This window comes from Sphingobacterium griseoflavum, assembly GCF_014653155.1.
GTDB classification, from domain to species: Bacteria; Bacteroidota; Bacteroidia; order Sphingobacteriales; family Sphingobacteriaceae; genus Sphingobacterium; species Sphingobacterium griseoflavum.
This window is the reverse complement of sequence record NZ_BNAF01000007.1, coordinates 49,694-62,878: the sequence shown is the minus strand read 5'-3', so window position 1 is coordinate 62,878 and position 13,185 is coordinate 49,694. Positions and strand designations below refer to the sequence as shown.

Genomic DNA, 13,185 nt, shown 5'->3' with positions numbered 1-13,185 from the left:
ATATAGAGTTTGAAATGTACCTTTTCTTTAATTTGTTGTCATGTGAACTTAACGTCCTATAATACTGCGTAGATATCAGATTCACGCATGATCAAATACTCTTTGCCTTCATAGGTGATCTCTGTACCAGCATACTTGCCATATAAAACTTTATCACCTACTTGCACAGTAAGCGGTTCTTCTGGCTTACCCGAACCAACTGCTACAATCGTTCCTTGAGAAGGCTTTTCTTTCGCCGTATCAGGAATGTAAAGGCCTGATGCTGTTTTTTCTTCTGCAGGAGCTGCTTCAACGACAACTCTGTCTCCGATAGGTTTAATGCTTAATGCCATAATTATTGCGTTTTATTTTTTTATTTAAGTTTTACTACCTTCCATCATCACCAATTATGCCAAATAGAAAAAAACAGCATTTTTGCCATTTTTTCTTGTTTGGAGCTAAAAGTTGACAGTCGCTAGCAAACGACCTGTGTCATCCTGTCATTCTACCGGCCTTTTAGCATGCCTACAGCCAGCTTTAGGCCGTACTCGCTAATCCAAATAGCGAGAACCCCGATAAGTCTTGGGACCTATCGGGGTTCTTTTTCTTGCATGACCATATTAACAATACGGCCTTTACGGATCCTTATGTTCGGAACAGCTTACTTTGAAGTATCTGCAGCGCTAGGCGCAACGGTTGCTGGCGCTTGTTGCTGTGTTGGCCCATTGAGGTTCAACGGAGATGTTTGTGCAGGCGCTTCAATTTGATCACCTAAACCTCCACCCGCTTTTCCAGCAGATGGCCCCACAATATTGATCGCTAAACAGAACACCATCAATGCGATGGCCAAGCCCCAAGTTCCTTTTTCCAAAAAGTCGCCTGTGCGTTGCACACCCATCAAATTTGAACTTCCAGCAAATCCCGATGACAAACCCCCACCTTTCGGGTTTTGAATCAACACCATAAGTGCCAATAAAACACTTGTCAGTACAATCAGGATAATTAAAAATGTTTGCATTTCTTTATTTCGTTAATATAGTTTCTCTTCTAGTGCTTGAATTTGGGTCGCAAAATACGACTTTTTTTCTGGAAATTTCAAAATTAATTTCTTATAAACTTCGATAGCCTTTACGTACATCCCTTGCCCCGCGTAAATATTGGCGAGGGTTTCCGTGACCAAATCATATTGCTCTTCGGAACTTTTACGGGCCTTGTTTTCCATGTTGAGCTGATCTGCCGGCGGAGGTTGAATCTGCGGCTCCTCCCGAATAAACTTTTCAATAACAGAGGATGTCTTATCGACACGAATGGGCCCTACGGCGCGCTGCTTAACGTCTTCGCTGAGCTTATCTTCTGGCTCCTGCAGATGGATGATATGTTCCCTGATCTGTTGGTCCAGCACAATCTTGTCGAATGCAACGGGATCAAAAGACGATTTTTTATTGGTAGCCAGTAGGGGGCTTGCAAAGGGTTGATAGGTATCCGCATATTCCAACCGTGTCTTATGCAACCACCATCGGAAACTATAAGGCATTAACTCGTCATTATACAAGCTTACATCCTCCTCCTTCTCGATCGCATTAGCGTCTGCACTTTCTGTAGCTTCGGCCTTGCTGCCTCCTAACCCAACGTTGGTTTCCCAGCGAATTTCCTTTCCCTGCAAAGCGAAATAATCGCCTCCACCAATACCTTCTTGCACGAGTGTTTCCAATGCTGCCTTTTGGTCTTCGGATGTTTGATCCGCAACATCCGCTTCCGCAGCGGAACGTTTATCAACGTCTTCCATCTCAGGCAATGCTTCAGCAATCGCAGTATCGCCTCCAGCAATTTGGTGATCAGCTGGAGCATCATCCGCCGCAGGCGTGGTTGCCACAGCTTCTCCGGTAGAATCTTCATCCGCAACGGCTTCTTCCACAACCGGAACATCATCCGCCGCAGGCGTGGTTGCCACAGCTTCTCCGGTAGAATCTTCATCCGCAACGGCTTCTTCCACAACCGGGACATCATCCGCCGCAGGCGTGGTTGCCACAGCTTCTGCGGTAGGCTCTTCATCCGCAACGGCTTCTTCCACGGCCGGAACATCATCTTCCGCAGGCGCGGTCGGCACAGATTCTGCGGTAGGATCTTCATCCGCAACGGCTTCTTCCACGGCCGGAACATCATCTGCCGTAAAACCAACTAAAGGGGCATCTTTAACCGGCATTTGCACGTAATCGTAGAGCCAGTTAGGACTATCGGCCAGCAGAATTGCTTTGTTTCCCAATTTAGTAAGCTCGCCGCCTAAAAATTTCCGCCGTTCAAGCGCAAAATGAAGCGGCTGGGAATATGGATACTTTGATAGCAAAAGTTGAAAGTCTGCTACCGATACCTCTTGGGGATTCAGCAATGCCTGATGATATAACCTTGCAAATGTTTGTCCTTGATTTTCCATATAATCCTTACCAGTTAGCAAATGCTCTATTATAAACATCCTCGGTCAATAACCTGATAATTTCTGTATTCAGCGTCTCTTCTTGCGCCTGCACCTGCCCTGAAAACTCACGAAACTGTGTAAATGATTGTTCAAAATTGCTTTCACCGGTTTGGTCCAAGCGGTTTGTATATTTCACCTTGATCGTGATGGTCAATCTATTTAATGCCGCTCTGTCCGAATTGGCTTCGACCGCAGCAGGGCTGATATCGTATCCAGTGATGACGCCTTCAAACATGGCATCTGCATCGCCGTTCACTTGGCTCAATCTAGATTGACTTCTAATCCGTTCTTTCAGCCCTTCCGTAAAATTCTGACTCAATGTCGGATAAACCATGGGCGCAATGTTTTCAAAAAACTGCACATTGACCGTCTTCATATTCTCAGGAATAGATCCGCCACTAAAGCTATACCTGACACCACAGCCGGAAAAGGCGGTGACAAGCATCAAAATCATCAAGGAGAATACGGCAGCTGTTCTTCGCATAACGGGGACGACTAATCTAAATTTAAATCTTTAATTTTTCTGTACAGGGTTCTTTCCGAAATGCCGAGTTCCCGAGCCGCGGCTTTACGCTTGCCTTTATGTTTACGCAACGCCTTACGAATCAAATCGGATTCCTTATCCAACAAAGATAAAGATTCTTCCACTTCTTCAGCATCTTGCGTCTCATAAGACATAAAATCATTATTCGACTTTGCAGCTTGGTTGGGGTTATGGATCGTCAATTTGGGTGCGGAAATTTCCTCTCTAATATAGGCAGAAGACGGCGTAACCTCACTGTACAACTGATTGATATACGGAGAATTTTCTTCGAAAGTTCGCGGGTTGACCCCATTTTGGATTAATTCGACCACCAATTTCTTGAGATCCACCATATCCTTTTTCATATCGAACAGCACTTTGTACAAAAGATCGCGTTCGGAAAAATCCTCCTTGGCCGATTCTTTCACCAATGCCGGTAGCGAAGACATCTGTTCGGTGGGCAAATAGTTTGCTAAAATAGATGCATTCACAACACGCTCCCTTTCGAGCACGGCAATCTGTTCCGCTATATTTTTAAGCTGGCGAACATTCCCCGGCCAATTGTATTTTATGAGCAGCTCCTGCGCATCCGGCGTCAATTGAACGCCCGGCGAACGGTACTTGTCCGAAAAATCAACGATGAATTTCCGAAAGAGCAGGTTTATGTCTTCTTTACGTTCGCGCAAAGAGGGAATCCGGAGCGGTACCGTATTCAGGCGATAATATAAGTCTTCTCGAAACCTGCCCTTCTTGACAGCTTCATACACATCGACATTGGTGGCCGCTACTACGCGCACATTCGTCTTTTGAACTTTGGACGACCCGACGCGTATATACTCGCCGGTTTCCAGCACACGCAGTAAACGCGCCTGCGTACCCAAGGGAAGTTCACCTACCTCATCTAAAAAGATGGTGCCCCCGTCCACGACTTCAAAATAGCCTTTTCGCGCCTCGTGCGCCCCGGTAAAAGAACCTTTTTCGTGTCCAAACAATTCTGAATCTATGGTTCCCTCAGGAATGGCTCCACAATTGACCGCTATAAAAGAACCATGCTTACGCGCACTCAGTTGATGGATAATATGCGAAAATACTTCCTTACCGGATCCACTTTCACCTTGAATCAAAACAGAAATGTCTGTGGGAGCGACCTGCCTGGCCACATCGATGGCCCGATTCAATAACGGCGAATTACCGATAATTCCAAATCTATTTTTAATATCTTGAATATCCACTATAGTTCGTTTACAGATTAACCTAATCCACTATTTTTCCCATCAATGTTGCAGATGTGCAGCGTTCAGCCAGCACATGTACATACTGCCCAGGCTTGAAGCGGCTATCAACAGGAAACACCACCATGGTATTTTGGTCGTTACGACCGCAATAGTCTTGATCCGAACGTTTGGAAAATCCTTCAATAAGCACTTTATGGACTTTACCTACAAAATTTTGCAAGCGGAAAAGACTATGCTGTTGCTGCTTATTGACAACTTCCGTAAGCCGTCTTTTCTTGACATCTTCCGGGATGTCGTCGGCATAGCGCTTCGCAGCCAACGTCCCCGGACGTTCCGAATAGGCAAACATATACGCGAAATCATATTTCACATAATCCATCATAGACAGTGTTTCTGCATGCTCTTCTTCTGTTTCCGTACAGAAACCAGTAATCACATCCGTTGATATGCCACAGTCAGGAAGGATACGACGGATTGCATCGATGCGCTCCATGTACCAGGCACGATCGTAGGTACGGTTCATTAGATCCAGCACACGGGAATTGCCAGACTGTACCGGCAAATGTATGTATTTACAGATATTCTCGTAACGAGCCATGGTGTGAAGCACCTCATCTGTTATATCCTTCGGATGCGACGTGGAAAAACGAACCCGTAAATCCGGGCTCACATCGGCCACCATCGCCAATAGCTGGGCGAAATTTACGGTAGGTTGCGGCTCCCCTCCTTCTGCAACCGCTGCGGTGTATTTATAAGAGTCGACATTCTGACCCAACAGCGTCACTTCCTTATAGCCTGCCTCAAACAACTCGCGCGCTTCCTTAACGATAGACTGGTGATCGCGGCTACGCTCACGTCCTCGCGTAAACGGAACGACACAAAACGAGCACATGTTGTCGCATCCACGCATAATCGAAACGAAGGCAGATATACCATTGGAATTTAGACGTACCGGATTGATGTCTGCGTAGGTTTCTTCCCTGGACAACAGCACGTTGACCGCTTTATTTCCATCGTCCACCTTACCAATAAGATTCGGAAGATCACGGTATGCGTCGGGACCAACGACCACATCGACCAATTTTTCCTCTTCCAAAAACTTGGATTTCAACCGCTCGGCCATACAGCCTAAAACGCCGACAATCATTCCCGGATTCCGATTTTTTGCCGACTCAAATTCCTTTAACCGATTCCGTACGCGCTGCTCCGCATTCTCGCGAATGGAGCAGGTATTGATAAATACCACATCGGCCTCTTTATAATCTTTTGTAGTCTCAAAACCATTATCCAGTAAGATGGAGGCAACGATCTCACTGTCAGAAAAATTCATCTGACATCCATAACTTTCGATATATAATTTGCGCCCTGTAGATTTACCTGTGGGCAACATATCCAAAGCCTCTCCCTGGCGAGCCTCATCGTGTGTTTTTGTAGTGTGTTCTAATTCTAGCATGACTCCGTTTAAAAGACTACAAAGCTAACAATAAAAACTCAAATCGATGACACTTTGGCAGAGCTTGACCCAAATTTAACAAACCGATAGATGTGCTGTACGATGATGACAAACACTAAAAAAAGAGCCACCTAAGGTTAGATGGCTCTCTTAAACTTTATGCGTATAAAATTATCTACCGGCCTCAGATTGAGCCTCTTTGATCATTTTGTCGCCAGCGACAATCACGATTTCTACACGACGGTTCTCTGCGCGTCCTGCATCTGTATCATTGGATGCCAACGGTTCCGAATAGTTTTTGCCCTGCGTTTTGATACGCGCACCGCTTAAACCCTGTGATACGGCATAGGCCTTAACGGCAGCCGCACGAGATTCAGAAACTTTTTGATTCGCTGATAGTGAGCCTACATTATCCGTATGGCCAATCACTAAAATCTCCGTGTCCGGTTCTTTGTTTAAAGTCGATACTAAATTACCGATATTTGTCTTCGCTGCTGATTTTAACGTTGAACTGTTGAAGTCAAACAAGATTCCTTCATCAAATTTCACAATAATACCTTCATCGGCCTTGATCACCTCTGCACCAGCCACTGTGTTTTCAATTTCTTTGGCTTGCTTGTCCATTTTTTTACCGATCAAGCCACCGGCAACACCACCAATGGCAGCACCTGCAATAGCACCCACTGCCGTATTACCTGCTTTACCACCGATCAAAGCACCCAGCCCTGCACCAGCAGCGGTACCAATCACAGCACCTTTAGTGGTACTGTTCGTGTTTTGTATAGTAGAACAACTCGCAAACAACATAACGGATGTTGCCACCGACAAGCCATATATAGCTACTTTTCTTCTCGTTTTCATATTCAACTTTTTACTGTTACACTGAAATATGATAGCTTTAAATCAAAGCGAATGCCAAAATGTAAAAACAACGGTAAATTCAACAGAAAAGAAAAAAATTATTTTTCCTGAGGTGGGATTTCGAGCTTCGGAAGACGAGAGGATCGCGGCCTCCCATTGCGTTCCCAGCTTTCAAACGAGGTCTTTACATAGTTCATAAAATCATACTGTCCCCAACGTTGCACCATGCTAAACGATGGTCTGTACAGATCCATGAACGATTGCAGCTCGTCGCCTTCCAAATCCGTCAAGGAAGAAACCGAACTTTTATTGAAAATCCGATCCACCTGTGACTCTTCAAGCTCACGGTCCATCATCGCCGCAAAGCGCTTGGCGTTCTTAGCATCTTTGCCAAAAAGATTGTACAGTGCTGTAGCCGGGCTACCTAGATAGGTTCCTACGGTGTTTTTACCACCATTATAAACACCCTTTTTCCGATAGTCGTCCAGCATGTCGCGCATTTCGGCTTCTTTGCTCATCCGGTTCACCACAACGGTCTCGATGGTCAATCCTTCCTGCAGCTCAATGAGAATATCTTCCGCTGTCTGAATAACGGTTTTGACCGGGCCATAGCCTGTTTTACTAAACGCGAGGCTATCGCCCACCGATGCCTCGATGATAAATACACCAAATGTGTTCGTTTGTGCGCGACGGTTTGTGCGCAAATTATGCACATTGACCTCCGCTAACCGTACGCTTCCACCTTTGGCCACCACAATACCGGAAACCGCAGTGGACTGCGCTGCAGCAATCTCCACACTGCCCAAGGCCAGCAAAACGCTAAGGATGCTTATATAGATATATTTTATTCTTACGTACATTCGGTTAAAAATAGCAATTGTTTGGACTACCCCGATGTTAAAAAGTTCTAAATCGATCGAAATCAACGGTATGGATAGAAAACAAAGTTTGCCCCCTCTGGAACAATGACAAATAAACACATAAAATCGTTTGCGTTTTTGTAGTTTTTAACGAAATGATCCTTCCGCTCTTCCTTAATCAGGCCCCGATCCACAAATTCTTCCAACGATGACACCTGTATCGTCCACTGCGTATTCAATTCATTTCTATCCAACAGCACTTCGCCTACGCTCACTTCGTGCTGGTGGGCAATGAAGATTGGATAAAGGGTATACCCTTCGGCCATCATCTCGGTGGAAACTTCCTGGATCGATTCTTTATAAAAATCCAAGTCCAGCTTTAGGCTTTTCAACGGGCTATTTGCCTTCGGATCGCCGTTAGCGGCATCTCTAGCCATTAAATCCTCGATATTCATTTTGAAAAAATCAAACCTTAAAATCAACTAAAAAAATCGACAGCTAGGTGCCTACTTCAAACGCAATAAAACAACATTTTCCACATGCTGCGTGTGCGGAAACATATCGACCGGCTTGATGCGCTCGACTTGGTATTTTTCTTGTAAAAGCGCCAAATCACGCGCTTGTGTGGCGGCGTTGCAGCTCACGTAAACCACCTTCTCCGCTTCCATCTCTAAGATACGATGCACGACATCTACATGCATCCCAGCACGTGGCGGATCCGTGATCACGACATCAGGCTTTCCGTGTTCAGCCACAAACTCGGCCGTCAGCACATCCTTCATATCGCCCGCGAAAAACTTGGTATTGGCAATATCATTGATAGACGAATTGATCTTCGCATCTTCGATAGCCGAGGGCACATACTCTACACCAATAACTTCACGCGCGCTCCTTGCCACAAAATTCGCGATGGTACCGGCTCCGGTATATAAATCATACACCCGTTCGTCACCTTTCAGATCCGCAAATTCCCGTGTGATTTTATAAAGCTCGTATGCCTGTGCAGAATTTGTTTGATAAAACGATTTTGGTCCCACTTTAAATTTCAAGCCTTCCATCTCTTCATAGATAAAATCGCGACCAGCAAACAGGTGGATATCTTGATCAAAAATCGTATCGTTCCGCTTTTGATTGATGATATACAACAAAGAGGCCAAGTCAGGAAACTGCTGGTGCAGATAAGTCATGAGGGTGTCCACCTGCTCTTCCGTAGGATAGGCAAAGACGACGATCAACATCACTTCTCCAGTAGATGAGGTACGGATGATCAAATTTCGCAAGGCCCCTTCATGTGCTCGCAAATCATAAAACGAGATTTCGTGGCGGGTCGCAAACGCTCGCACGGCATTGCGAATCTTGTTGGAAGGATCCTGTTGCAGAAAGCAATGATCTATATCCAAAATCTTATCGAACCGACCGGGTACGTGAAAACCCAGCGCATTCATGTCTTCAGGTAAGACATCTTGATCCATCGACGTCAGCCACCTTTTGTTCGAAAAAGTAAACTCTAGCTTGTTTCGATAGTATTCGGTTTGGGCAGATCCCAATATATCTTCTATGCCATCCGTATCTACTTTCCCTAACCGGCGTAACGCATTATCGACATACTGCCGCTTGAATTGCAGTTGTGCCGGATAGTTCATATGCTGCCATTTGCAACCGCCACAAACACCGAAATGCGGGCAGAAAGGCTCTACACGGTGGGATGATGGCTGTTTCAACGCGACCATTCGTCCTTCGGCAAAATTTTTCTTCTTGCGCAGCAGCTCGATATCGGCGATATCGCCTGGAACGGCCTGCTCTATAAACATCACCAACTCGTCTTGCTTCGCAACACCTTTACCTTCCTCCGCAATATCAATGATGGCGATGTCGGACATAAACCGCTTATCCTGTGGAATTCTTCTACCCATAATAGCTGCAAAACTACGCTTTTTTACGCGAAGAGTAAAGCGCTATTCATGCCGACGTACAAACAGCCGATACCGCCTAGGCCCGGAGGATACGCCATAAACATCAACCACGGGCTGCGCGTCGCGGCAAAAGCAGGCCCTACAGCAGCAGCCTCTAGCTGTCGCCACGGTCATTAAAGCAATGTGGCTTGCACCAGGTAAGGTAAAATTTCCTTTTGGAAGGATATAAAATTCTTACGCACGTCGGCCTCCGTTACGGCAGTGAAGGCAAAGGAGAAGACAATGTTTTTACTGGATTTTATCAAAAAAGTGAGGCGCTCTTCCGGCACGGTCTGCCCAATTGTTTCATTCTGTATAAACGAGCTTAAAAGCAGAAATTCTAAGTCATCAGACAGTGTTTTTAAATATTCCTGCGCATTCGCAGATTCACGGATAAACTCCCACCCCACAAATTCGTTGCACACGGTGTACGTTACGCGGCTGACCCGCAGGATCGTATTGGCTAAAAAAGTGGACAGGTCGCGTTCCCTGACATTTTTTTCGAGGATGTCCTGCACATTTTCCCGAATATAATCCATCAATACGGCATGCAGAATCAGTTCTTTACTGGCAAAGTGCTTATAGAAGGTGGCTTTTGCAATTTGGGCCTGCTTCGCTAGCTCATTTACACTGGTTTTATTATAGCCATAACGCCTGAAGAGATCACGGGCAGATTTTTTTATGGATAGGATAACCTTGTCTTGTTCCATGGGTTAGTTTTGTACGTAAAAGACGTTCCCCTGTTGGCCCACCGAGTAGGAGCGCAACGGGCATTCGGCCAATGCTGCAGGAGAGCCATCTTCCAAAAGCCATTTTGCGCCGGATTGCGGATCCACCAAAAGCATGCCTTGAACCTCTACACGGCTGCCTTTTTCTGGGTTCACGGTACTGCAGCGGTCGTATGCAATAAGCTTAGGATCCTGCTGGCTGCCCGTGTTGTAAACCACCAAACCCGCATATCCGCCTTGGGCGTACACCCACCCCTTGGTGGCAAAAACATCTAAATGTTGAGCCTGATTGATATTGGTCGTGAACGATCGATCAGGAACCACATTACAACTTCCTCCTCCACAACCGGCGAGTAGGGCGACGGTCAGGAAAGCGGCGATGTAACGGGTTACTTCTTTCATCATTTTATATAATTTCCGTTTCGAATTGCGACAGGAAGCGAACATCATTTTCGGAGAACAACCGCAAGTCACGGATTTCGTACTTCAGATTTGTGATTCGCTCGATACCCATACCGAAGGCAAACCCCGTATATTTTTTACTATCTATACCGCAGTTTTCCAACACGTTCGGATCTACCATACCACATCCCAAAATTTCTACCCAACCGGAATACTTACACAATTGGCAACCTTCGCCTTTGCAAATGGTACAGGAAATATCCATTTCTGCTGAGGGTTCCGTGAATGGGAAATATGAAGGGCGGAAACGGACTTTGGTGCCCTCTCCATAGAGTTCTTGTACAAAATGGTAAAGCGTTTGCTTTAAATCGGCGAACGATACACCTTCATCGACATACAATCCCTCTACCTGATGGAAAAAACAATGGGCGCGTGCCGATATGGCTTCGTTGCGGTAAACACGCCCCGGCATGATCGCACGAAACGGTGGTTTTCCCATTTCCATCAAACGTACTTGAACCGAAGAGGTATGTGTACGCAAGGCGATATCATTCCCGTCCTTCTTCTCCACAAAAAATGTGTCTTGCATATCGCGCGCAGGATGTTCTGGCGGAAAATTAAGCGCCGAGAAATTATGCCAGTCATCTTCGATTTCGGGACCTTCGGCAACGATAAAACCTAATTTTTTGAATATCTCCACGATCTCTTTCCGAACGAGCGACAAGGGATGGCGGGAGCCCAGCTGGAATCCCACGCCCGGCAATGTCAGGTCGTCAGCTGTACGTTCAGCCTTCGCTGCCGAAGCAGCAAACTGCTCCTGTGCCTCCGAAAATTTAAGTTCAGCAAGCTGTTTAAAATCATTTAACACTTTGCCTAAGGTTCGCTTCTCTTCCGGACTGACGGACTTAAATTCATCAAAAAGAGATTTGACGATCCCTTTGGATACCAAAAACCTTAACCGAAATTGCTCTACATCAGCGGCTGACGTAGGCGTAAACTCATTTATTTCTTGCGAATACTGCGTAATTTTGTCCTGCAACATAAGGCCAAAGATACAGCAAAATATTAAAAATTAGGGGCAAACGCGCTTAATTTTTGCATGCATGGATGGCGCCGATCCCTTAAAAAGGCAACCCATCGGGGTCGTTGCTGTTTTCCGTAAAATCGACCTCCTGCTCCTTCTCGCCCTCGTCCGTCGTATTTTCGTTGGCCGAACTTTTTGTGGTCTGCCCAAAATCAGAGGGCCGTCCCAACAGTTTGAAGCTCTCTCCTACTATCTCCGTCACAAACCGCCTGTTCCCTTCCTTATCTTCGTAATTGCGTGTGCGCAGGCGTCCTTCAATATAAACGAGTTTCCCTTTCTTTAAATACTTCACGGCCATTTCTCCCAAGTTACGCCACATCACGATGTTGTGCCATTCGGTATGCTGCATCCGTACGCCATCCTTCGTATAGGTTTCGGATGTTGCCAACGGAAAACTACAGACCGTGATATTGCCTTCAAGATATCGCACTTCCGGATCCTTTCCCAGGTGCCCAACCAAAATTACTTTGTTAACGCTTGCCATAATTAGATTTTAGGATTAATCAGTTGTTTGTTCTTTTCAAGAAAAGAAAATATAAGTTTATGTTTAGCTAATGTATCAATTTTTTCCAACAGATGATATGTCCAGTTGCTTTTTTTTGCGTGACACATAGCCGGATCCGGAAGGATATAAAACTTTGCGTAAATGTTTTGGTGACTGAGCACATGCTTGGACACCTTCTCTAATTCAAACAAATGTGCATCTAATTGAAAGTGAGCGGCAAATGCTGCTGAACCGCGCAACGCATCTACCGGTGTATCATGCTCCGTCTCGATCATTGGGAATTCATACAAATTAGCCCATACATCTGCTGTGCCGCGTTTAGACATCAGTATATGATCGTCGGTGCGAATGATAAAATAGTGAAAAAAACGATCCCGGCTTGCTTTTCCTTTCAGTTTAACGGGAAGCATCTCGATGCTACCAGCGTTATAGGCCACACAATCCAGCCGTAACGGACATCCTGCACAGTGTGGTCTTTTGGGTCGGCACTGCAGTGCTCCAAAATCCATAATGGCTTGGTTGTAGGTGGCTGCGTGATCAACATCCATTACTTCTTGGGCTAGCTTAGCAAAGCGCTTTTTGCCCTGGCTACTATTGATAGGCTCGGCGATACCAAAATATCGAGCAAGCACGCGATACACATTCCCATCCACAACAGCTTTGGGCTCATTCGCGGAGAATGACGCAATGGCCGCTGCGGTATACTCGCCCACGCCCGACAAACGGATGGCTTCTGCATAACGCTGCGGGAAAACACCTCCAAACTCGTCCACGACCATCTTTGCGGCCTTGTGCATATTGCGGGCCCGCGAGTAATAGCCTAATCCTTGCCATAGGCGGAGGATTTCTCCCTCATCGGCAGCGGCAAACTTTGTTACAATTGGAAAAGCCTCCAAAAAACGGTGAAAATAGGGCAAGCCCTGTTCCACGCGGGTCTGTTGTAAAATAATCTCCGAAAGCCAAATAACATAGGGATCCTGGGTGTTTCTCCAAGGTAGGTCTCTTCCATGCTCACGGTACCAAATCATCAAATTTGAAGCAAACGACATGCACAAAGTTGCTTATTTTTTTACAATAAAAACAGCCTATCAAAATGTTAAAAAATGTAAAATATTGAACATAAACCACTT

The 13,185-nt window shown here is 45.8% G+C and carries 15 protein-coding genes; all 15 read right to left on the bottom strand.

The window, feature by feature from the left end; translation table 11 throughout:
- Positions 1-56: 56 nt before the first annotated feature.
- Positions 57-332, bottom strand: coding sequence for a co-chaperone GroES (locus IE165_RS10280; RefSeq protein WP_037498471.1), 276 nt, complete (start codon positions 330-332; stop codon positions 57-59).
- A 308-nt stretch (positions 333-640) separates the two neighbouring features.
- A complete protein-coding gene (gene secG / locus IE165_RS10275) occupies positions 641-997 on the bottom strand; it encodes a preprotein translocase subunit SecG (protein ID WP_189626536.1) in 357 nt (118 codons plus the stop codon).
- 12 nt (positions 998-1,009) lie between these two features.
- On the bottom strand, positions 1,010-2,410 hold the full coding sequence (locus IE165_RS10270) for a hypothetical protein (protein WP_189626535.1): 1,401 nt from the start codon (positions 2,408-2,410) through the stop codon (positions 1,010-1,012).
- A gap of 7 nt (positions 2,411-2,417) precedes the next feature.
- Positions 2,418-2,936 (bottom strand): LptE family protein, encoded by a 519-nt coding sequence (locus IE165_RS10265; protein ID WP_189626534.1) that lies wholly within the window; start codon positions 2,934-2,936, stop codon positions 2,418-2,420.
- Positions 2,937-2,947: 11 nt separating this feature from the next.
- Positions 2,948-4,207, bottom strand: a complete 1,260-nt coding sequence (locus IE165_RS10260) for a sigma-54 interaction domain-containing protein (protein WP_189626533.1) — start codon at positions 4,205-4,207, stop codon at positions 2,948-2,950.
- A 22-nt stretch (positions 4,208-4,229) separates the two neighbouring features.
- The gene (miaB, locus tag IE165_RS10255; protein WP_189626532.1) at positions 4,230-5,663 is read right to left on the bottom strand and encodes a tRNA (N6-isopentenyl adenosine(37)-C2)-methylthiotransferase MiaB; all 1,434 of its coding nucleotides are present in this window, start codon (positions 5,661-5,663) and stop codon (positions 4,230-4,232) included.
- A gap of 171 nt (positions 5,664-5,834) precedes the next feature.
- Positions 5,835-6,524, bottom strand: a complete 690-nt coding sequence (locus IE165_RS10250; protein ID WP_189626531.1) for a YiaD family glycine zipper/OmpA-like lipoprotein — start codon at positions 6,522-6,524, stop codon at positions 5,835-5,837.
- 98 nt (positions 6,525-6,622) lie between these two features.
- Positions 6,623-7,384, bottom strand: coding sequence for a hypothetical protein (locus IE165_RS10245; RefSeq protein WP_189626530.1), 762 nt, complete (start codon positions 7,382-7,384; stop codon positions 6,623-6,625).
- A gap of 62 nt (positions 7,385-7,446) precedes the next feature.
- Positions 7,447-7,839: a hypothetical protein gene (locus IE165_RS10240; protein WP_189626529.1), complete on the bottom strand. Its 393-nt coding sequence runs from the start codon at positions 7,837-7,839 to the stop codon at positions 7,447-7,449.
- 51 nt (positions 7,840-7,890) lie between these two features.
- Positions 7,891-9,297 (bottom strand): 23S rRNA (uracil(1939)-C(5))-methyltransferase RlmD, encoded by a 1,407-nt coding sequence (gene rlmD / locus IE165_RS10235; protein ID WP_189626528.1) that lies wholly within the window; start codon positions 9,295-9,297, stop codon positions 7,891-7,893.
- A gap of 173 nt (positions 9,298-9,470) precedes the next feature.
- Complete coding sequence (locus tag IE165_RS10230; protein WP_189626527.1) at positions 9,471-10,046, bottom strand: TetR/AcrR family transcriptional regulator; 576 nt, start codon at positions 10,044-10,046, stop codon at positions 9,471-9,473.
- 3 nt (positions 10,047-10,049) lie between these two features.
- On the bottom strand, positions 10,050-10,469 hold the full coding sequence (locus IE165_RS10225; protein ID WP_189626526.1) for a hypothetical protein: 420 nt from the start codon (positions 10,467-10,469) through the stop codon (positions 10,050-10,052).
- A 1-nt stretch (position 10,470) separates the two neighbouring features.
- Entirely contained in the window at positions 10,471-11,508 is a 1,038-nt protein-coding gene (gene pheS / locus IE165_RS10220; RefSeq protein ID WP_189626525.1) for a phenylalanine--tRNA ligase subunit alpha, read from the bottom strand.
- A gap of 79 nt (positions 11,509-11,587) precedes the next feature.
- Entirely contained in the window at positions 11,588-12,034 is a 447-nt protein-coding gene (locus IE165_RS10215; RefSeq protein ID WP_189626524.1) for a single-stranded DNA-binding protein, read from the bottom strand.
- Between the two features lie 2 nt (positions 12,035-12,036).
- Complete coding sequence (gene mutY, locus IE165_RS10210; protein WP_189626523.1) at positions 12,037-13,104, bottom strand: A/G-specific adenine glycosylase; 1,068 nt, start codon at positions 13,102-13,104, stop codon at positions 12,037-12,039.
- Positions 13,105-13,185: the final 81 nt, after the last annotated feature.